This is a genomic window from Streptococcus sp. HSISS3 (assembly GCF_000448605.1).
GTDB lineage: Bacteria > Bacillota > Bacilli > Lactobacillales > Streptococcaceae > Streptococcus > Streptococcus raffinosi.
Genome location: NZ_CM002130.1, coordinates 1930428 through 1952978 on the forward strand (window position 1 = coordinate 1930428; position 22551 = coordinate 1952978).

Annotated in this window: 19 protein-coding genes and 2 pseudogenes; 2 read left to right on the forward strand and 19 right to left on the reverse strand. The window is 41.2% G+C overall.

Translation table 11 applies throughout. The annotated features are described in order from the left end of the window. The 19 genes and pseudogenes from HSISS3_RS08840 to HSISS3_RS08930 all read right to left on the reverse strand — a co-directional run. Positions 1-461: transporter substrate-binding domain-containing protein (locus HSISS3_RS08840; RefSeq protein WP_042772103.1), on the reverse strand; the 461-nt coding region annotated here is incomplete at its 3' end. A 42-nt stretch (positions 462-503) separates the two neighbouring features. Next, a complete protein-coding gene (locus tag HSISS3_RS08845; protein WP_021146327.1) occupies positions 504-1262 on the reverse strand; it encodes an amino acid ABC transporter ATP-binding protein in 759 nt (252 codons plus the stop codon). Between the two features lies 1 nt (position 1263). Beyond that, on the reverse strand, positions 1264-1941 hold the full coding sequence (locus tag HSISS3_RS08850) for an amino acid ABC transporter permease (protein ID WP_008535333.1): 678 nt from the start codon (positions 1939-1941) through the stop codon (positions 1264-1266). Continuing rightward, entirely contained in the window at positions 1901-2581 is a 681-nt protein-coding gene (locus HSISS3_RS08855) for an amino acid ABC transporter permease (protein ID WP_008535334.1), read from the reverse strand. The genes HSISS3_RS08850 and HSISS3_RS08855 overlap by 41 nt, the downstream gene beginning before the upstream one ends. A gap of 427 nt (positions 2582-3008) precedes the next feature. After that, on the reverse strand, positions 3009-4055 hold the full coding sequence (locus HSISS3_RS08860) for a D-alanine--D-alanine ligase (protein WP_042771978.1): 1047 nt from the start codon (positions 4053-4055) through the stop codon (positions 3009-3011). 193 nt (positions 4056-4248) lie between these two features. Further along, complete coding sequence (locus HSISS3_RS08865) at positions 4249-6705, reverse strand: LPXTG cell wall anchor domain-containing protein (RefSeq protein ID WP_021152439.1); 2457 nt, start codon at positions 6703-6705, stop codon at positions 4249-4251. 524 nt (positions 6706-7229) lie between these two features. Beyond that, entirely contained in the window at positions 7230-7433 is a 204-nt protein-coding gene (gene copZ, locus HSISS3_RS08870) for a copper chaperone CopZ (RefSeq protein WP_021152440.1), read from the reverse strand. Positions 7434-7504: 71 nt separating this feature from the next. After that, positions 7505-9733: a heavy metal translocating P-type ATPase gene (locus tag HSISS3_RS08875; RefSeq protein WP_021152441.1), complete on the reverse strand. Its 2229-nt coding sequence runs from the start codon at positions 9731-9733 to the stop codon at positions 7505-7507. A gap of 3 nt (positions 9734-9736) precedes the next feature. Continuing rightward, on the reverse strand, positions 9737-10168 hold the full coding sequence (locus HSISS3_RS08880; RefSeq protein WP_021152442.1) for a CopY/TcrY family copper transport repressor: 432 nt from the start codon (positions 10166-10168) through the stop codon (positions 9737-9739). 141 nt (positions 10169-10309) lie between these two features. Next, positions 10310-11091 (reverse strand): annotated as a pseudogene (gene trpA / locus HSISS3_RS08885) (tryptophan synthase subunit alpha). A gap of 3 nt (positions 11092-11094) precedes the next feature. Then, positions 11095-12303: a tryptophan synthase subunit beta gene (trpB, locus tag HSISS3_RS08890; protein WP_021152445.1), complete on the reverse strand. Its 1209-nt coding sequence runs from the start codon at positions 12301-12303 to the stop codon at positions 11095-11097. Next, positions 12300-12881, reverse strand: coding sequence for a phosphoribosylanthranilate isomerase (locus tag HSISS3_RS08895; protein WP_021152446.1), 582 nt, complete (start codon positions 12879-12881; stop codon positions 12300-12302). Before HSISS3_RS08895 ends, trpB begins: the two co-directional genes overlap by 4 nt. After that, a complete protein-coding gene (trpC, locus tag HSISS3_RS08900) occupies positions 12868-13635 on the reverse strand; it encodes an indole-3-glycerol phosphate synthase TrpC (protein ID WP_021152447.1) in 768 nt (255 codons plus the stop codon). The genes HSISS3_RS08895 and trpC overlap by 14 nt, the downstream gene beginning before the upstream one ends. Continuing rightward, positions 13632-14636, reverse strand: coding sequence for an anthranilate phosphoribosyltransferase (trpD, locus tag HSISS3_RS08905; protein ID WP_008535345.1), 1005 nt, complete (start codon positions 14634-14636; stop codon positions 13632-13634). Before trpD ends, trpC begins: the two co-directional genes overlap by 4 nt. A gap of 90 nt (positions 14637-14726) precedes the next feature. Further along, positions 14727-15293, reverse strand: a complete 567-nt coding sequence (locus tag HSISS3_RS08910; RefSeq protein ID WP_021152448.1) for an aminodeoxychorismate/anthranilate synthase component II — start codon at positions 15291-15293, stop codon at positions 14727-14729. Further along, a complete protein-coding gene (trpE, locus tag HSISS3_RS08915; RefSeq protein ID WP_021146339.1) occupies positions 15290-16645 on the reverse strand; it encodes an anthranilate synthase component I in 1356 nt (451 codons plus the stop codon). Before trpE ends, HSISS3_RS08910 begins: the two co-directional genes overlap by 4 nt. An 87-nt stretch (positions 16646-16732) precedes the next feature. Beyond that, complete coding sequence (locus tag HSISS3_RS08920) at positions 16733-17014, reverse strand: chorismate mutase (protein ID WP_021146340.1); 282 nt, start codon at positions 17012-17014, stop codon at positions 16733-16735. A 537-nt stretch (positions 17015-17551) separates the two neighbouring features. Beyond that, a complete protein-coding gene (locus HSISS3_RS08925) occupies positions 17552-19891 on the reverse strand; it encodes an HAD-IC family P-type ATPase (RefSeq protein ID WP_021152449.1) in 2340 nt (779 codons plus the stop codon). Positions 19892-20035: 144 nt separating this feature from the next. Further along, positions 20036-20530: a hypothetical protein gene (locus HSISS3_RS08930; protein WP_042771981.1), complete on the reverse strand. Its 495-nt coding sequence runs from the start codon at positions 20528-20530 to the stop codon at positions 20036-20038. 627 nt (positions 20531-21157) lie between these two features. Here HSISS3_RS08930 and HSISS3_RS08935 point away from each other — a divergent pair. Continuing rightward, a pseudogene (locus HSISS3_RS08935) lies at positions 21158-21554 on the forward strand (transposase); the annotation flags it as partial. 825 nt (positions 21555-22379) lie between these two features. Further along, a complete protein-coding gene (locus tag HSISS3_RS12010) occupies positions 22380-22541 on the forward strand; it encodes a UDP-N-acetyl glucosamine 2-epimerase (RefSeq protein ID WP_008535356.1) in 162 nt (53 codons plus the stop codon). Positions 22542-22551: the final 10 nt, after the last annotated feature.

Sequence of the window (22551 nt, forward strand, 5' to 3'; positions counted from 1 at the left end):
GTCTTACCTTCAAGTTCTTTAACGTCCTTGATGACCTTGTCTTTAGGTGATACCACACCGATTGAGACTTTCATGTAAGGAAGGGCGAAGTCCACTTGTTTCTTACGTTCATCAGTCACTGTAAAGTTGGCAAGTGTAATATCTACCTTGTTTGAAATCAAGAATTCGGCACGGTTGGCCGCATCTACTGAGACGTATTTAGGTTTTACACCCAAGTCTTTAGCCAAACGGTTACCAAGTTCAATATCGTAACCTTGGTAAGCACCCTTGCTATCTACATAACCGAAAGGCTTCTTGTCCGCAAAGACGGCGATACGAAGCTCACCACTCTTCTTAATTTCTGCAATGGTACGTGCTTTGGCTGTTGATTTACCAGAGCTACTGTTGCTTGAGCAAGCCGTCACTGCAACCAAGGCAAAGACGAGGGCTAATAGGGCAAAAATTTTCTTTGTTAGTTTCATAATTCTCTCCTAAAATAATTTATTTTCACTAAAAACAATGGGTTACAAATAGGCACCAAACTGACTGAAGTCAAAGACATTGAGGAACTCCTGAGCTCGTTTAGTCTTTGGATGATTGAAGAATTCTTCAGCAGTACCTTCCTCAGCTATGACTCCCTGATCCATAAAGATAATACGGTCAGCGATGGCACGCGCAAACTGAAGCTCATGGGTTACAATCAACATGGTGCGCCCTTCCTGAGCGAGGTCATTGATCAATTCCAGAACCTCACGAACCATCTCAGGGTCAAGCGAGGCCGTCACCTCGTCAAAGAGGATAACTTCAGGATGCATGAGCAGGGAACGGACAATGGCCACACGTTGCTTTTGACCACCCGATAGTTGTCGCGCGAAGCTATGCTTCTTGTCCAGAAGTCCCACACGCTCCAAAAGTTTCTCAGCCTCGGCGATGACTTCTTCCTTGTTACGCCCTTGGGCTTTGACCGGCCCCAAAATCAGATTTTGTAGGATATCCAAATGTGGAAAGAGGTCATAACTTTGAAAGACCATGCCGATTTTCTGACGAATCAGATGGAAATCCTTCTTACTACCAGTGATAGACTTACCGTCTAGGAGAATATCGCCTCCTTGGATGGTCTCTAAGCCATTGATACAACGTAGGAGTGTCGATTTCCCACAACCTGAGGAACCCAGGATAACAACGACTTCACCTTGTTTAAGGTCCAAGGAGATACCTTTGAGAATTTCATTGTCCCCAAAGGACTTTTTCAAATCCTTGATTTGTAAAATGCTTTCGGTCATCTTAATTCCTCCAACGATTTTCAAGATAAGTAGACAGCTTAGAAACTGGATAACAAATGGCAAAATAAAGAATCAAAATCGTACCATAGATCCAGAAAGAAGCTGTTGGGATAGTCAAGCGGTTACTATCGATAATCTGCTGACCAACCTTGGTCACCTCAACCACACCAATCAACACCACCAAAGAGGTAGTTTTAATCATCCGGGTCACCAGGTTAATGGCCTGAGGCAACAAGCGACGCAAGACTTGTGGAATAATCACATAGGTGTAAAGCTGACTGTTGGTCAAGCCAAGGGCCCTTCCGCTCTCAAACTGGTGTCTAGGGAGCGACGTGATTGACCCACGCACCAAATCACCCATCTCAGCCGTTCCCCAAAGAGTAAAGACGATAATAGCCGATAACTCACCTGAGATATTGATGTTAAAGTTCCTAGCCAGACCAAAATAGACAATAAAGAGCAAAACCAATTGGGGCATGATACGAATAAATTCCAGATAAATACGTGACAAAAAACGAATAATCTTAGATTTCGACGTCATGACAATTCCCAAAAGGGTCCCCAATAAAAGGGAAAGAAGCACCGAAACGATGGAAATCCAAATAGTTACGCCTAGACCTTGTATGATACGTAGGAAATTATTCCCCTGAAGAAGAACTTGAAAGCCCGAATCCTGCATAGCGTAACCTCCTTTCAATCCAACTAAAGACTAGGGAAATCGGTAGCAGCATTAAGAGATAAGCCACCACCAACATACCTAAAGCCACATCGGTCTCGTAGTAAAGACCAATCAAATCTTTGGCCACATACATCAAATCCGCCAAGGCTACCGCTGAGAATACTGACGTTTCCTTGATAAGGAAAATGACGTTAGCACTAAATGACGGCAACGCCACAGCTACTGCCTGAGGAAGGACCACATAGCGAAAGACTTGGAAGGGCGTCAAACCAATAGACAAGCCCACTTCATGCTGGGTCTGACTAACGGCCTCTAGACCACTTCGGAAGGACTCCGCCATATAGGAACCACCCAAGAAAATCAAACCTACCACAGCACAAGCCTCTGAGGATAGAACCAAACCTATACGAGGCAAGCCAAAGTAGAGAAAGAAGAGCTGAATCAAGAGCGGCGTATTACGAGATAGCTCAATATAAGCCGTCGAAAGCTGACTCAAAATTGGCACTCGGTAATGACGAATAACACTCACCACCAAGCCCAAAAGGAAGGAACCAATAATCCCCAGAACGGCAATATGTAAAGTTAAAAAGAATGCCTTCTGGTAAAAGGGCAAATACTGTTGAACAATGGACCAGTCCAAAACTTACCTCCTCAAAACAAGATACAAAAGGCGTATAGAATTCCGTAAGCAAATAGGAAACTGACGACGGGTGCTAGCACACTAGGAAGTTTATCTTTTGCTCTAGGAATTTAGCCTGTGTTCAATTCCATAAGATACAAAGGGCGTAGAAAATTCCATAAGCATTCACTGCCATCAACTTCTAGCCCTCTGACCCTTCTCTCGCATTTGAAAAGTACGGCTTCACAAAATACGAATGAATAGCTTTATGTCATTTTGAAACGTTAGCTTTATTCTACCACCTGTTAGATTATTTGGATAATATGTATTTTTTATCAGCGTGATAAAGAAAAGATATAGATAAACTGACACATTTTGTAAAGAAAAAAACACCCCAGTCTCAGAGATTTCTCCAAGACTAAGATGTCTGCTTTCTAAATCATATTTCTTAAATCAAATGGCTTTCACGTTTCTCGAACATTTCTTGTCCTAACGCTACCAACTCCTTGATAAGGTCTGTATAAGAGAGTCCCATATTTTCCCAAAGCAATGGATACATTGACCATTGGGTGAAACCTGGCATTGTATTGAGCTCATTAAGATAAATGGTTCCATCCTCAGCCAAGAAGAAATCACAGCGAGCAAGACCACAACCACCAAGAGCACGGAAGGCCTTGGCCGCATAGGCACGCATTTGCGTCATGACTTCTGCAGGCACGTGAGCTGGGATGTCCATGGTAATCTTATTGTCGATATACTTGGCCTGATAATCATAGAAGGCAACGTCTTTAACAACTTCACCTGGTTCTGTTGTTTTGACAGTCGTGTTACCAAGGATACCAACCTCGATTTCACGGGCAACCACACCTTGCTCAATCAAGATACGGCTATCATATTTGAGGGCCAAATCAATCGCTTCACGAAGCTCTGCTTCATTTTCAGCCTTAGAAATCCCAACAGATGACCCCATATTAGCTGGTTTTACAAAAACTGGGAAGGTCAATTTTTGCACAGTTCTAGCCACTGCTGCTTCCAAATCTTCACCCTCGATGAAGACAGTGTAGGCAACCTGGGGTACACCCACAACCTCGAGAATGTGCTTAGTCGTAATCTTGTCCATGGCAAGGCTTGATGAAAGGACATTGGTACCCACGTATGGCAACTTGAGAGTTTCAAGGAAACCTTGGATAGATCCATCCTCACCCATAGGTCCATGAAGGACTGGGAAGACCACAGCACCTTCTTCGTAGATGTCACTTGGTTTGATAGCCTGACTCGCCACAACTGTATCATTAGTCATGAGCTTCTCGTCATCACCTGGTGTTTCCGTAAACTCTTGTGTTTTGATAAAATCGCCAGACTGAGTGATAAAGTAGGTTTTAACCTCAAATGCGCTATAATCCACCGCACGCATGACACTCTCAGCTGAAAGAACAGACACTTCACGTTCTGCAGAACGTCCACCGTATAGAAGGATAAGGGTTTGTTTAGACATAGGTATACCATTTTCTTTTCTTAATTTTGTGATCTCCATCAAAAGGGAACTCATACCCTTTTAGAGAACATAATTACACTAATCATATCACAAAAAAATGGGTTTTTCAAAAGTATTGTGGATAGAAAAAAACAGCCCAAGAGCTGTTTTATTTCTGTCTTAAACTATATGGTTTATCATTTACAAGTTACACTTATTCATTGGTATTTTTACGGTGTTTACCAGTATACAGTAAACCAAATAGAGACATTATTGTGATACCCATAGTAGTGAGAATTGAAGACTCATCTCCAGTTGATGGTAATTGGGTCTGTCTGTTAACACTCATAGAATTTATACTTCCAGATTCACATTTTGGACTAGTTGAAGTTTGATCTTTGTAAGCTTTAAGTTCAGAAGATTGAACTGAGTTGCTTGAGCTATACAACAAATTGGAATCCCCATAATATTTTATGTTAACAAACTGGGAACCAGATTTAGATTTTGCTACTGGTTTTGGCGTAAACTTAAGAACATCGGCTTGGGCTTTCACATAAGCTGATGTCAATTCATCAACTTTAGATTTAGCAACATTGTAAGCAGACTTAGCTTCAGCAACCTTAGCTTTAGCGGTTGCAACAGCTTTATCGAGTCCTTCTTGCTTAGCTACTAGTCCATCACGAATTTCAGTCAAAACTTTCACATCAGATTCAAGTGTTTTAACTTTTTCTTGAAGGGATTTAACTTTATTGATGGCCTCAGTGTATTTATCACGAGCATCAGTTAAAACTTTATTTTTAGCTTGAACTTCAGCAAGTTTTGCATCAGCATTTTCTTTGTCAATGTTCGCAGCATTTACATCTGCAGTAGCCTCAACAAGTTTTGATTTCAAATTATTTAAAATTGCGTATGAGTTTGAGAGCTCAGCTGTAAGAGCATCAAGTATTGTTTGATGAGATGTCAATTCAGCATTAGATTTAGCTAACTGGCCATCAATATCAACAGATTTAGTTTTAGTTTCATCAACTTTGGATTGAGCATCTTTCAATTCTTGTGTAGCCTGTGACTTGTATAGGTCAAGTTTAGCTTGAGCATCTAATTTGGCTTTTGATGGAGTTACAATTTTCTTGTTTGACACATAGTTAAATGTAGTTTCGGGCAAGAATTTCACACGTTGACCACGGAAGTACATCACCAAACGGCCATCCTCATTAACGTATGTGACATCTTTGAGTGCTTCGGATTTAGAGCCTTGTCCTGGATAAGCAAACACATCCAATGATGAATAGCCGTCAATTTCGTTGGCTTCGCTGTCAGGTTTACTTGTTGCTCCGAATCCAACATTACCTACTGAGAAGAGCAAAGTAAGGCGGTGTCCATATTGTACGCTTCCGCTACCAGTCATTGCATTACGGTATTCGGTAAACCAGTGAGCCAATTCTTCGTACGCTAATTGTTGGTCAGACAATACAATGTGAGGATTATAGAAGTAATCACTGTTAGTGTTGTAAATAACCCCAGAAATAGCTTCCCATGAATGTGGATGACCAAGAGCGCTTCGGTGAGACAACACATCATTTTTTGTCATTTCGTCCGCACGAGCTTGAGCAAAGGCTTGAGCAACATCGTCAGTTGTCACTTTGTCAGTGATACCATTGATTTCGCGAAGACGATTAATGTAAGCAACCAAATATTTGTTCACTTCAGCCATATTTGGTGTGTAAGTGAATGCACCATTTGATTGGTAATCCAATTGTTGTTCAGGTGTCAAATCGATATTGACTGTTTCTTTACCGTCAGTGATAACAGCTTCTTTAGTCTTACCGGCACCTTCATTTTCGCCACCACGGTCCGTGTCAAATCCGTTAAGCGTTTTTGCATCAGTACGTTCATATGTGATAATGTCAGGCTGTTTGTCAACATTACTTTGTAATTCATTGATTTTTGAATCAACTTCATTTTGTTTTTCAGCTAATTTACTTTCCGCATTGGTTTGATTTGAATGTGCGTCGGTTGATGCCTTTGTCAAATCTTTAACGTTTTTAGTCAATTTATCTACTGTATTTTGCTCAGTAGATAAATTATTTTTCAAATTAGTTGCAGACTTATCAGCACTTTCAAGTTCCTTTTGTACATCAGATTCATGATTTTCGGCTGCGATTTTAGCTTGGTTTGCTTTTTGTGCATCAGTTTCCGCTTTAAACAAATCAGCCTCAGCTGTTGGATTTTTGGCAACCTCTTGGTCGAGTGCTTGACTATCTTTGTTAGCTTCGACTTGGGCATTAGCCACATTATTCTTAGCACTGTTAAGTTCGGCGACTTTTGCTTCAAGTTGTGCATTAGCATTGTTAGTGGCTTTAATATTTCGGTTTGAAGCTTCGACAGCTTGATTTTGAGCAGAGGTAGCCTCATTCATATTAGTCTGAGCATTTGTTAATTCAGCTGTAGCCTCTTGATAAGAGTGCTCGACTTGTTTTAAATTTGCATTTGCTTCTGCGAGGTTTGTTGGTTCAGCATGAATTGTTGAGTTTTGATTAGTACCTGCATTTACAACAGGTGTTTCTAAACTATCAGCTGATGCTGTTGTTTGGGTGAACGTTGTTCCTACGCCTAGTGCAGCAGTTGCTACAATCCCGACGAAAGCAGTTTGTTTCAAATCTGATGTTTTCATTTTCATGTCTCCTGTACTGAAAATAAATAACTATCCTCTTTGACTTTTTATCGGTCGAAACGGATTAAATCCCAATAGAGATTCAATTTGTTTCACCTCTAATTATTCAATAACTATTTACTAATTTAACCCACTTGACAAATTTATAAATTTTATAATATACCTGCTATCAAAAATTGTCAATCCTATTTTTATATTTTCTATATTTTCTAACTAAATCATTTAATGAAAACTCTTATTCACACTTGTTATTATGCATTTTTCAATATTTGATTATATAACACTATTTTTAATATAATTATTATTTTATGACAATATTAATTATTTTATTTAGAGCTATATAAACAAATATTAATATCTATATATCGAATGATTTAATACAACATTACTCTAACACTAAATTGTAAACCAAGAATGACTTGTCACAGATATCCAATATTTTAGATTCGGTTCTAAAACTAAAAAAGAGAGAACTTTTCAATTCTCTCTAGATATTAACCTCATTATAATTAACAAAAATCCTCTTAAATTTCGTCACCAAGTTCGAACTTAGTACCTTTGAGGGCATGTTTGAGAGACCACTTCCATGGTTTCCCTTCAATAGTGACTTGTTTGTTTTTGAGGTCAACTTGAACCTTATCAACGCCTTTAACAGCGGAGAGTTTTTCAGTAACGGTGTTGACACATCCTTGGCATTTCATTCCTGCAATCTTATATGTTTTTGTCATTTTTCTTTCTTCCTTTTCTTTAATTATTTTGATACACAGCTTAAGTCGCAGAGGTCACAAGCAATCAATGCTTAGACTTTACGACGTTTGAGCCGGAGAGCATTGAGGACGACTGAGACAGAACTGAAGCTCATGGCAAGTCCTGCTATCATTGGGTCAAGGAGCGGGCCTCCAAAGAGGTGGAGGACACCCATAGCTACTGGGATAGACAAGATATTGTAGATAAAGGCCCAAAAGAGGTTCTCTTTAATTGTCGTGATCGTCGCCTGACTAATTTTCAGGGCCTTAACGACATCCATGAGGTTGGGTTTCATAAGGACCATATCGGCACTTTCCATGGCAATATCTGTCCCTGATCCCATGGCAATACCGATATCAGCAGTCGCAAGGGCTGGGGCATCATTGATACCATCACCAACCATGATGACTGATTTTCCTTCTGCTTGCAGGTCACTAATCACCCTAGATTTCTCTTGCGGAAGGACTTGACTGATGACACGCTTGATGCCAACCTTTTGAGCGATAGCTTGAGCTGTTTGGTCATTATCCCCAGTCAACATGATGACTTCCTTACCCATTTGATGAAGAGCTACCACCATATCTGCACTGTCTTCTTTAACCTGATCAGCTACACCAAAGAGTCCGATTAACTTACCATCTTCAGCTAGAAAAATCGGTGTTTGACCATCAGCTGTCAAGTCTTGAAAATCAGCTTGTGCTGAAGTCAAGTCGACTTTTTCCTCCGTCATAAGGGTTTGATTCCCAGCTAAATAAGTTTTGCCTGCATAGCTGGCAGTAAGTCCTCGTCCTGTCAAACTTGAAAAGTTATCCATCTCTAACAAGTCCAAGTTAGCATTTTCTGCTGCCACAAGAATTGCTTGACCTAATGGGTGTTCGGACTTGGCTTCCAAGGATGCTAAATGCTGTAAGGCTGCTCCACTATTGCCATAGGTATAGCTAGAAACCAACTGAGGTTTCCCCTGAGTAATAGTTCCTGTCTTGTCAAAGACGAGGACATCAGCCTTGTGCGCTAGCTCGAGCACATCCCCACGCTTGTAGAGAATACCGTGTCCTGCACCAAGCCCTGTACCAACCATGATGGCTGTCGGTGTCGCAAGGCCCAAGGCACATGGACAAGCAATAACTAAGACACTGACTGCTACTGTCATGGCAAAAGTAAAGGTTTGTCCCATGACAAAGTACCAGAAGAGGCCTGAAACAAGGGCGATAGCCATGACAACAGGAACAAAGACCGCTGATACCTGATCGGCAATCTTGGCAATAGGGGCCTTGGTTTGTTGAGCATCTTCAACCAATTTAATGATTTGGGAAAGCAGGGTGTCCTTACCAATCTTTTCAGCCTCATAAATCAAGCTACCTTGACCATTAATAGAACCTGCAAAAACTGGCTTACCCGCAGTTTTTTCAATAGGAAGGGACTCACCTGTTAGCATGCTCTCATCAATCGCAGAGCTACCAGAAATCACCTGACCATCTACGGCTATCTTTTCCCCAGGTTTGACCACAATATGGTCACCAAGAACAACCTTATCCACAGGAAGCTTGACTTCCTTACCATCCCGAAGGACGGTTGCCTCCTTGGCTGATAAGTGCATGAGTTTCTTGATAGCTTCTGAAGTTCGACCTTTAGACAGGGTTTCAAAGTATTTTCCTAGAGTAATCAAGGTCAAAATAACAGCCACTGACTCAAAATAAAGTTGGTGGGCGTGATGGGCATGCCCCAATGAAATATGGTAAGTACCATAGAGACTATAAAGAAAGGCTGCCGATGTTGCCAGGGCTACCAAGGCATCCATGTTAGGATGACCCTTGGCCAAAGTACGAAAACCATTACTATAGAAGGAACGACCCAACCACATGACTGGAACTGTCAAAACTAGCAGCACCAAGGCATAAGTCAAGGCTGCATGGTGAGGAGACAAGAAGTTTGGCACAGGTAGACCGACCATTGGCCCCATAGCTAGATAAAAGAGAGGAATGGTGAAGACCGACGACCAAATAAGTCGCTCACGCACCTTGTGAATCTTGTCTTCTTCACGCTCTTCCTGGCTTTTGGCTGTGTCTGGATTGTAGACTTCAGCTTCATAACCAGCGTCAGCCACAGCTTTTTCAATCGCTTCTGGACTAACCTTATCCCCAGCGTAATCCACAGACATTTTTTCAGTGGTTAGGTTAACCACAGCCTTGTCCACGCCATCCAACTTATTAACAGCATTTTCAACATTGGCTACACAGGATGCACAGGTCATCCCATTAACCACAAAGGTTTCTTTTGCCATTTCCTATATCACCTCTATATGATGCCCACAAGCACATTGGCCAGGCACACAGTCACAAACCACCTGATCCACAGGTTCTTTTGCTACAAGTAAGGCCTGTAACTTATCCACATCAGCTTGAGTCATCGGCGTCTTTGCCATGAGTTGACCTAACAAATCGCTGTGTTTGGTCAAACAAATCTTGTCAAAAACAGCTTCTAAAGCCTGAAAATTCGCCTCATCTTCCCCCAAGCTAGCTTGATAGATAAAGCCTCGTCCTTGACGCTGACTGGTTAGGTACCCCTTGTCCGCCAAACGTCCAATCAAGGTCTTTACTGTCGAAGCCGACCAGTCTAGCTTCTTAGCTAGAATCGCTATAATTTCTGAAGAAGTCGCCTGTCCCTTAGCCCAGAGCACTCGCATGACTTCCCATTCCGCAGGTGAAATTGTCAGCATGATAGTTCCTTTCTGAATTTGTTGTTCGTTTACGTTTGTAGATTTATTTTAACGTTATCATGAAAAAGTGTCAAGAGTTTTATTTACATTTGTAGTTTTTTTTGATGAAAAAAACTCCCCATTTCTGGAGAGTATCATCTTCTATTTTTCGAAATGTGAACCGAACTTAACAAATTCAGTGACGTCTTCTTCCTTACCGTCGTGAAGGTCACGGACGATTTTTGATCCTACGATAACACCGTCTGATACAGCGTTAAAGCGTTTGATGTCTTCTTCTGTTGACACACCGAAACCTGTGAGAACTGGAATGTCTGCATGGGCAGTCAAGTTAGCTAAGTGTTTATCAAGGTCATCACGGTAATTACCAGTCTTACCTGTAACACCATTGATGGCAACGGCGTAGATAAAGCCTTCTGCCCCATCAATCAACTGTTTCTGACGCTCAATTCCTGTCGTCAAGCTTACCAAAGGAACAAGAGCAATATCACTATCTTTCAAATATGGTGTGATAAAGTCAGCATGTTCATTTGGCAAATCAGGAATGATGAGCCCCTTGACAGAAGTTTCTGCTAAATCTTTAACAAAGGCTTCAATACCATATTGATAAACTGGGTTGATGTAGGTCATGATAACCAAAGGCACCTGTGTTTTTGTTCTTGAAGCTTCTTGATGATAGCCGTTAAGGTCACACCTTTAGCTAAACTACGTTGTCCTGCCAGTTCAATAACGGGACCGTCAGCCACTGGGTCAGACCATGGAATACCGACCTCAATAGCTGAAACGCCACTATTTTCCAAGAGAGCGATAGTCTCAAAGAGTCCGTCTAGGCCTTTAGCGTGGTCACCCGCCATGATATAAGGCACGAAAATACCGCGTTTACTGTCTTTGATAGCTTGTAGGTGTTTTGTTAGTGTTTTTGTCATGGTTTATTTCCCTTCTGCTTCAGCTTCGAAACGTTCTTTAACCTGCATAACGTCCTTGTCTCCACGACCTGAGAGGCAGACGATGAGACTTTGGTCTGGCGACATCTTAGCTGCCACTTTTTGCGCAAGCGCAATGGCATGGCTAGACTCAAGGGCTGGGATAATACCTTCCAAACGTGATAGAAGTTTGAAGCCTTCGAGAGCTTCTTCATCTGTGATAGAGTCGTAAGTCGCACGGCCGATTTCGTTGAAATAACAGTGCTCAGGACCAACCCCTGGGTAGTCCAGACCAGCTGAGATAGAGAAGGCTTCCATGATTTGTCCATGAGCATCTTGGAGAACATCCATAAGCGCTCCATGAAGAATACCTGGACGACCTTTGGCAAAGGTTGCGGCATGTTTATCGGTATCAAGCCCCAAACCAGAAGCCTCAGCACCATACATAGCTACTGACTCGTCATTGACAAATGGGTAGAACATACCGATAGCATTTGAACCACCACCGATACAAGCCATGACGGCATCAGGTAATTTACCGCCAGAAATCTCTGCATATTGACGTTTGGCTTCACGACCGATAACAGATTGGAAGTCACGAACAATTTCTGGGAATGGTGCAGGACCAAGGGCAGAGCCCATAATGTAGTGGGTATCATCAATACCAGCTACCCAAGCACGGAGGGCTGCATTTACAGCGTCCTTAAGCACGCGCGAACCATCGGTAACACTGAAAACTTTGGCACCAAGCAACTCCATACGGAAAACATTAAGCGCCTGACGTTTAACATCTTCTTCACCCATATAAATAGTACAGTCCATGTCGAAAAGGGCTGCGGCTGTCGCTGTTGCAACACCGTGTTGACCTGCACCTGTTTCGGCGATGATTTTCTTCTTGCCCATACGTTTGGCAAGCAAAACTTGACCAAGGGCATTGTTAATCTTGTGGGCACCTGTGTGGTTAAGATCCTCACGTTTAAGGTAAATTTGCGCCCCACCAATATGGTCAGTCAAACGTTTGGCGTGGTAAAGAGGCGTCTCACGGCCCACATAGTTTTTGAGGAGATCATCCAATTCCGCTTGGAAACTTGGATCTTCCTTGGCTTCACGGTAAGCCTTGTCCAATTCAATAACAGCTGTCATCAGCGTTTCGGGAACGAACTGACCACCGAATTTTCCGTAAAATCCTTTTGCATCAGGTTGTTGATATGTCATGCTTTCACTCTTTCTATAAATGCTTTAATCTTGTCTAAATCTTTGTGACCATCTGTCTCGACACCCGAGGACACATCTAAGGCATAGGGATGAAAAGTTTCCTTGGCCTCTGCCACATTGTCCACAGTCAAACCACCAGCGATGAAATAGTCCTGTTCAATCTGTTTGTCCGCCAAGAGTTGCCAGTCAAAGGTCTGACCACTGCCAGCAATGGGAGCATCAAAGAGAAGATAATCTGCCTGGCTCTTGACTTGAGACTCACTATCTGAAATCTGAATAGCTTGAATCACTGGTACTGAAATCTGAGAAATCAGAGTTTCATCAAAAGTTCCATGAATCTGAACGATATCTAAGGGAACCTGACCAATCGCTTCTTCCAGTTCCTCAAGACTTGGTGAAACAAAGACACCGACGATTTTTGTCTGGCCAGTCACTCCTTTAGCTAGCTCGTGAGCTTGTTCAATACTCACTTGACGCTTGCTCTTGGCAAAGACAAAGCCGATGTAGTCAGCTTCTGCTTCAACCGCAGTCGCCACTGCTTCTGGTGTTGACAGACCACAAATTTTAACCTTTGTCAATTTGCAACTCCTTGACCTTCTCAGCCACATTGTCAGCCGTCATAAGGGCAGTTCCTACCAGAATCCCATTAAAATATGGGGCAACTAAGGCAGCATCCTGACCTGTGAAAATAGCCGACTCAGAAATATAAACAGGTTTATCCTTGAAATGAGCTGACATTTCAAGACTGGTATTGATATCCGTCTCAAAGGTGACCAAATTACGGTTGTTAACGCCGATGATTTCAGCACCAATACGATGAGCCACTTCCAATTCTGGTAGATTATGCGTTTCAACCAAGACCTCCAAGCCAAGGCTAGTCGCAAAATCATAGAGCTCCTTGAGACGAGCTTCTGGCAAGGCCGCTACAATCAAGAGAATGACTGTCGCTCCCGCATTACGGCTACGCACAATCTGTTTTTCATCAATAATAAAGTCCTTAGCCAAGGTTGGAATAGCTACCTCTGACGAAATTTCTTTCAAATAGGAAATATCACCCTTGAAGAAAACCTCGTCCGTCAAAACAGAAATCATGGCTGCCCCATTTTCCTCATAGGTCTTGGCCTGAGCCACAATATCCACATCTAGGTTAATATCACCCATACTTGGACTAGCTTTTTTCACTTCAGAAATAATTTGCAGCTTGTTTTGATTTGACTTGAGAAACTCATAAAGACGATAGGTCTGGCGCAAGGGCTGCAAGTCTTCCATGACCAACTGAGCCACTTCTTTTTCTTTTTGTTCTAAGATTGTCGGAAGAAAGGTTTTACTCATACTTGTACCTCTTGGAGTTGACGAAGTTTAGCTAAGGCTGAGCCGTCCGCAATCAATTGACGAGCAAGCTCAACACCTTCTTTAATAGTCGCAACCTTACCATTAGCAAAGAATCCGAGACCTGCATTAAGCACTGTTGTTTCAAGATAAGGACTGGCTTCATTTTTCAAGACACTAAGGAGAATCTCTGCATTTTCCTTGGCATCGCCACCTGTGATATCAGACAACTCAACCTTTTCCATACCCAAATCTTCATAAGTGAAAGTGTGCTGGCTGATATGACCATCTTCCAAAAGGGTGTAGGTGTTAGTGCCATAGAGAGCAGCTTCGTCCATATTATCAGGACCTGTGATAATAACCGCACGTTTACGTCCCAACTGTTGGATAGCATTAGCAACAATTTCTTGCAATTCCACACGATAAAGCCCCATGAGTTGCGTCTCAAGGTCAAGCGGATTAGCAAGTGGTCCGACCAAGTTCATAATCGTTGGAATCCCAAGAGCTTGGCGAGCTGGACCGATAAAGCGCATAGCAGGATGCATGGTTTGGGCAAAGATAAAGGCCAAACCAACCTCATCAAGTGCTTTAGATAGGGTTTCTGGTGATGCCGCAACGTTGATTCCAAGGGCTTCAAGGACGTCTGCCGAACCAGATTTAGAGGAAATCGAACGGTTGCCAGCCTTGGCCATACGAATACCACCTGCTGCTAGGACAAAGCAAACAGTTGTCGAAATGTTGAAGCTATAAGACTGGTCCCCACCAGTCCCACAGTTACACATAGCATCTGTGAAGGTCTCAGGCAATACCGTCGCATGTGATTTGAGGGCACGCACGATACCTGTAATTTCATCTGCTGTTTCTCCCTTAGTTTTGAGCCCCATAAGGAAGGCAGCGATTTGACTTTCTGAGACTTCATTTTTGAGAATGCGGTCAAAGACTGCTTGGACTTGGTCTTGAGACAAGTCTTGTCGGTTTGAGATTTGTAGGAATATTTCTTTCATATCTGTTTTCCTTTTAAAAACGGTTCAAAGTTTTCTGATGCACGAGGAGATGTTTTGAGCGTAGACCAATCTAGTCAAAAGACTGTCTAACTAGTCTGCAACAATTTTTACAAAATTTTCAACCATCTTGAGCCCATCTGGACTTCCGATGCTTTCTGGGTGATATTGCAAACCATAAATTGGTAGCTCCTTATGTTGAATGGCCATGATTTCCTGGTCATCCGTTGTGATAGCTGTCACATCGAAACCCTCTGGCATTCGGTCAACAACAATGGAATGGTAACGCATGATGGGGACATCATTGTCAATATCCTTGAAAATTGGCGATGGCGTTTCAAAAGTAATATTGCTTTGTTTGCCATGCATAACATTCTTAGCCAAGCCAAGTTTACCACCAAAAGTTTCCGCAATAGCCTGATGCCCCAAGCAAATTCCCATCATCGGTTTTTTACCAGCGAAATCCTTGATTAAGGCTTCCATTTTACCCGCATCAGCTGGCCAACCTGGACCTGGTGAAAAGACTAGCCCGTCAGCATTTTCTGCCTCTTCATAGAGCTTGTCATCATCGTTACGCAAAACCTTTACCTCTGTAAATGTCCCTAGGTATTGTGCCAAATTATAGGTAAAAGAATCATAGTTATCAACTAATAAAATCATTGGGCATCTCCTATTCTTGTCATAGCTTTCGCCTTGTTAATCGTTTCGTAAAATTCATTTTCAGGAATACTGTCGTAAACAACACCTGCACCTGCCTGAACATAGGCTTTTTGATTTTTGAGAATCATAGTGCGGATAGCAATGGCAAAGTCCATATCCCCTGTCGCAGACAGATAACCAATAGCTCCCGCATAAATACCACGTTTTTCCTGCTCCAGCTCATAGATACGACGCATGGCACGAATCTTAGGTGCTCCTGACACGGTTCCAGCTGGTAGGGTTGATTTTAGAGCATCTAGTGCTGTCAATTCAGGCAAGAGTTGCCCCTTAACTACGCTAGTAAGGTGCATCACATAGCGGAAATACTCAACCTCCATATACTTGGTCACCTTGACCGTACCATTTTTGGCAATCTTACCAATATCATTACGACCCAAATCAACCAACATACGGTGTTCCGCAGTTTCTTTGATGTCATGTGAGAGTTCATCCGCCAAGGCAGCATCTTCAGCCTCATTGGTACCACGAGGACGCGTTCCAGCAATCGGATTGGTTACCACCTCTCCATTTTTCACTGAAACCAAGCTCTCTGGGCTGGCACCAATCACCTGATAATCTCCAAAATCATAGAAATAAAGGTAGTTTGATGGATTAGTCACACGCAAGTTACGGTAGTAATCCAAAGGATCTCCCTCAAAGTCCGCTGAAAAGCGTTGACTAAGCACACATTGGAACATATCTCCCTCACGAATAAGTTTCTTGGCCTTAGCCACCATATCCATGAAGACTTCTTTTTCGATATGATTTGAAAATTGCAAAGCTTGCAAGGCTTGAGGTGTAAACTCGTTTGGCGCCTGAGTCTGTAGGCTCGTTACCACCTGCCCAAGAGCTTGACGCACCGCATCGTTGTCACGACCAGAGTAGATATTGTCCTCAACCACATAAACCTTTTCCTTCTTGTGGTCAAAAATCAAATAAGACTCATAGATAAAGAAATGCATATCAGGTGTTCCAATCGTATCTTCGGGAATCTCACCGATATTTTCATAGAGACCAATCATATCATAGCCTGCAAACCCGATAGCACCGCCTGCAAAAGGGAGGTCAGACTTGATACCTTTGACGGTAACTTGGTCCAAGTATTCGAAAGGATCCTGATCAATCGCCTTACCATTTTCATAAAGAACACCATCCTTGAAGGTTACTTCAAAGACCGGATTATAGGCAACAATCGAAAAACGTGCATTTTCCTTCTCACGAGGAATGGATTCAAGGATAACCTTGTGTTCCCCCTGAACACGCATATAAGCCAAGATTGGTGTTAAGGTATCGGCTGGTAAAATTTTTCTCATAGTATTTCCTTTCAAACTGGTTTATCAAGAATAGTAAGTCGGATACAAGACCCTGTTACTGGTTCAATTGGTCTAAAATCAAATCATTTATTGTTCTTTATTCACATTTTCTTCCAAAGCAATAAAGGCTTGAATCATGCTTCGCCAAACACTTTCAGCCACATCTGGTGATAAGCCAAGCTCTAGTGCCTCCTTACGACGGTTAGCTATGACTTGAGCAACTCGATCACTAGCCTGGACAGCAACCTTGTCTCCTTTTGGCTTCAGCCGCCCTGCCTTTTCCACAAGTATTTGACGTTGGGCCAGTAGTCGAATTAACTGACTATCAATATTATCAATATCACTTCGAATATCGCTTAATGCATCCATAATACCCAACCTTTCATTGAATAAAGATCATAACACTTTTTTAACGTGAGTAAGTCCAATCTCAAGGGATAACCATAAACAAAAAACCTCACAGAGAAAAACTCTGTGAGGGCATTAAATCTAGTTTAACACGGTACCACCTCAGTTAATGGTCTCCAAAAAAACGACCATCATCTCTATCTCCTCTAACAAGGAGCTGCACGGTAAGGGGTGCCAACCGAGAAGAATATGTATTACCTTCTCATTATCATCCAATCAGCCCAATGTTCGCTCATCTCGATTACCTACTCACAATCACCGCAGGCTCCCTGAAAATCTAAGACCAGTTACTTTCTGATATACTAACTATTTTACTCCTTTTTAGAGATATGTCAAGAATTTTCTGTTAATTTTGACAATTGCTACTCTAAGCCCAATTCAATAGGTCAAACTGGCATTTTAAGATTAACCAGAACTCTTATTGACCTTTCAAGTCCCACAATTCCTAACTCTGCAGCATCAAAAAACTCAAGCCTGTTACCAAGCTCGAGTTCTGTTTTATGCTTTTTGAAAGGCACCTTGTTTGTAGCTAATCCAGAAGAAAAGCGGTGTACATATTGCCATTGCCACCAAGTAAATCGGCAAAGTAATCGCATTAAGCGTTGTAATTTCAATCACATCACTTAGATAGTAAGAACTAATCAAGAAGCCAAAGACTGAGTAAATAATCAAGGCCACACGCCCCTTATTCAAGGGGATACAAGCACGAATAACAGCAAGAACACCCGTTGATCCCATCATGTAATACGATAGCGTCAGCATGTCCGTATTGCTCATGCCAAGATAGACCTGAGACAGATGGAATATGAGAACACTGATAACCAGCATCAAGGCATTAGGAATAGACAACTGGAGCGAACGTCTGAGGAAATGTTTCTCAACAGGTCGAATATTACGCTCGAAGGTCAAAACAAATGGTGGAAGACCCTCAATAAACTGACCGGCCAAAGTCATCTGAACCTGAATGAATGGGAAGACCAAGAGGTACTCTGCCTTTCCAAAAACAATACTGGCAATACAGATAAGCCCCAAAAGGAAGGAATAGACCGTTTTGATGAGGAAAATAGGTGCAATGTGGGCAATATTATTAACCACACGGCGTCCCTCAAACAGAATTTCAGGAATGTCCTTAAACTCAGAATCCATAAGGACCAAGTTGGCAATCTGACGTGTTGCAGGATCTCCCTCTGCCATAACAATCGAACAATCCGCTTCACGCAGTGCCAAGATATCATTGACACCATCACCAGTCATGGCTGTGGTATGTCCATTAGCATTAAGGGTTTGGATTAACAACTTCTTCTGATGCGGAGATACCCGTCCAAAGATTGCTGTCTCCTCAGCCAAGGCCTCCAACTCCTCATCACTGACCTTAGAACAGTCAATATAACTTTGATAATCAACAAAGCCAGCCTGATGGGCAATATGAGAAACCGTTACTGGATTGTCTCCAGAAATAATCTTAAGGGTAACATCCTGCGAACGCAAGTATTCTAATGTATCAGCCGCATCTTCACGAATTGGATCGGCAATTTCAAGCAAGGTCAAGGCTTCCAAATCATGAGGTAAGACCATGGTCTCTGTATCAATACCCGATTGACTCAAGGCTAAAATCAAGACACGAGAACCACGTGCCTGCGCCTGTTCTACTGCTTGAGGGTTTTCCTTAAGTAGCATCTCAGGTGCACCTAAAAAGAGAGTTCCAACCCCTTCAATAACCATAGCACCCCATTTACGATCACTTGAAAATGGAATAATATCGCCAACCTGATAGTTGTTTTCCAGACCTTCATAGGCATTACGAATAGCCTGGGCCGTTGAGTTGTTATCCTTGCTATGCTGCATGTAAGCCGCCAGCAAACCTTCCAACTCCTCCTTTGTGAAACGCTTAGACAAGAGCTCTAGACCTTTAACGGTCATCTTTCCTTGCGTAATCGTCCCTGTCTTATCCAGGCAAAGCACATCCACACGCGCTAGAGTTTCAACAGAGTACATCTCCTGCACCAAGACATGCTTCATCCCAAGCTTAATGACAGCCGTCAACAGAGAGGTTATGGTCAAAAGGGCAATTCCCTTAGGCAACATACCCAAAAGCGCTGTCGAACTCGTAACGACCGACTCTTGAAGAGAGAGTTGCTTAATCATGTAAGCCTCGAAAAAGAGAGCCAGACCAAACGGTATAACAATCTTTCCTGTAAACTTGGCAATCTTATCCATGTTATAGAGGATACGAGACACGATTGGCTTGTGCGTTTTGGCTTCTAGCATGAGCTTATTGGCGTAATTGTCCTCAGCTACATGAATGACTCTAGCATAGACCTGACCGCTCACAAGGTAAGAACCTGATAGCAGCTCCTTCCCATCCTTTTTGAGAATGAGATCACTCTCACCAGTCAACATAGCCTCGTTCAGCTCAGCCATTCCATCAACAACCTTAGCATCACTGGGCACTTGTTCACCCGCAGATAGAAGCATCAGGTCATCCAAGACAATATCTTGAGGATCAATAGCAGAAACCTGACCATCACGAACCACACGTATCTGATCCTTATTCATGAGATTGAGCTTATCAATCATGCGACGGGCACGCAATTCCGTCATCATCCCCGTAAAAGCATTAAGCACAATAATCCCGAAGAAAAAGAGATTGGACCAGGCCTGCACAGCAATCAAGGCCACAAAAATCGCAAAATTGAGCATATTAAAGGAGTTAAAGACATTACGCCTAAAAATCTCCCAATTACTGGAGCCAGTTTTTGCTTTAAAATGATTTGTTTTTCCGGCATCTATCCGCCGCTTGACCTCCATCTGAGTCAAGCCTTGTAACTGTCTGTTCATAACTTTCATAGTAGCATAAAAACGAGGTGTTTTCAAAAGTTAGCCGTCATAAATCCCAAGGAAATAGGCCCATTAAATCGCATACTTTTTCCACTTTGTCCTTCAGGCCAATAAACCCCAAAGTACCCTGTAGGATTAGCGTTTCTAATTAAACCTACTTTGATAAAGTAAATTAAACAACCATTGAAGATTGATGAAGGGTTTTGGTTGAACCTTCATAATTGGGGAAAAATCTTCCCTAATCTCTCGTTTAATTTTCGATTCATTAACTTGAATTCTTTTTGCTTCTTCTGAAAAATAACTGACGTGATCAAATCTAAACGTACTGTCAAAACCGACAGTCATATTATCCTTATCATATAAAAAGCTTCCTAAGGATTTTGTTAGAAAAGATTTACTTTTAGTATTTATAATAGCGTTTGTTCCATCATTGTCGTATCGAATACCATCAATCTCCGGTGTATAAATCCAGTCCATATTCTCTATCAACATAACGAGATCCGGCTCTGTTCCCTCCTTATGAGGGATGTGCTGAGCATAATAAACAGAGTTAAATTTTAAATTACAATAAGTATAGAGACTCATACACAAGACTGTAAGTAGTCCCACAAAAATCCCTAAAATAATTCTTTTTTGCATTGTCATCTTCTCTTTCTTTTTCTATCTCCAATCGAATTTTTGACCGAATTAACAATAAACCATTTTACATTATTCATCACAAGTCTTACAATTTAAAAATTTCTTTCTTTTGTAATTGGTCCAATAGTTTTTTGCTAAAACCTCTTGATAACTTTGTTCTAAACAGACTGAGTGCACCTATAATGCCAGGTTCTCTTCAGTACCTCTCCTTACTTTGTCAATCAAACCAAACATGGTATAATAGTTGAGGTTTTGACTGCCTCTTCTATTAGGCAAAATAAGGCATCATATTTAACAAACAGGGGCTAAACCCTTGGTATGAAAGGAATCTAGAAAATATTATGATGAACATGCAAAACTTGTTCCAAGAATTTTTTAGGCTTGTTATCATCATAAATACTGATTTTAAGGGATTTAACTACTAGTAAACTTAACAACTTTTATATATTTTACACAATATAGGACAGTAAATGGACAGTGACAGCATAATTAAAGAGTGAACAAAAAGAGGTATAAAAATACCTCTTTCAGATTGAAGACAAAGTCCTCAGAAGTTATACTTCTGGGGACTTTTCTTGCTTCGAAGGAGTATAATAAAAGAAAAGGTATTTGATGAGGTACTCCTAGTTAGCGATTTGTACTGAAAGTCGCCAGCACCAAAAAGTTGTTGTGCGTCATATTTGGAAAGATGCCTTAGACATCTGTGAAGATATCCGTCATCAAAGTGGGATGAAGGAACGGTACCAACACCGGAAAGAAACGATAGAACGTTTATTCGGAACAGCTAAAGAATATCATAACTTGCGTTATACCAGAGAAAAAGGAAAGTCCAAAATGGAAGATAAGGTTGGGCTTACTTTGGCATATCTAAATATCAAAAAATTGGTAAAAATGATGGTAGGGAAGACCTGTTATTTTATCCAAATACCTCAATATTATTGGATTATGGGAGAATTAAGTGTGAATATAAAAAAAGACAAACATCAAAAACGATGTTTGTCTTCATTCTGAATCAGAATTTTAATAGGAATTCTGATTTTTTTTTATGCAAATCCATTTAAAAGCCAAAGGGTGTTTAATTATTATTTATTAAAATATAGATAAATATCATTTGATTAGTATTTGTTAAGTAGGAACGTTTAATTCAAACGACTTCATTATAATGGTTGTCACATACATTAAAATTATAAAAAATTGAAAAAAGGTTGAAAAATAAAAATAACATGTTATAATTATAGCGTCTATATGAATAGGGAATATTGGTAGTAGTAACTTGAAGCCAACTTGATTGTAATCTTTCAACTCTTTTGGGGAGAGTTTTATACGATTACGTGTTGGTGCTTGGTACTATATAGTATTGGGATAGGGTTATCATACCGATATTTTGATTTGTAAGATAGGGGTAGAGCGTAAGTAAAGGGGACGCTCTTTAAAATGGGGAGAAGTTTTTATGAAATATATGTAAATTAGCAATACTGCTGGATTCAAAAACACTTTTATTAGCAAAGCGTTTTTTCTCCTGCAGTTTTTTTATTTATTAACTAGTGTATTTTTAAATTCGAGGGAGAAGACTAAATAGCTCAAAACCATTGATATCCTTGGATGATATGACTTAGTTTTCTTGTCTTACTTCTTGAATTTTATACGTAATGATAGTCTTTTTATTGAGACCTTTTTCTTTATCTACTTTACATCATTTGCAAAACAAGACCAATAGCGAGGGCATTCCCTTTAATGCTTTTAGAGAAAGGATAACTCATTTTCCTTTTTATTGGGGATAATAAAGTGATAATGTAGAGTCTTATTTGTCAATATTATATTGATTTCGTATAGGTCATAGGGGGATCTTATGGGAAAATTAAATATTATGGTTGTCTTTGGGACAAGACCAGAGGCAATTAAGATGGCGCCGTTAATTCTTGAGTTGAAAAAACATCAAGAAACCATTAATACTATTACAGGACGTTTTGTTACAGACAGTTTGGATGCTGAAGGTATTAAAACTACTTAGAATGGTGAGG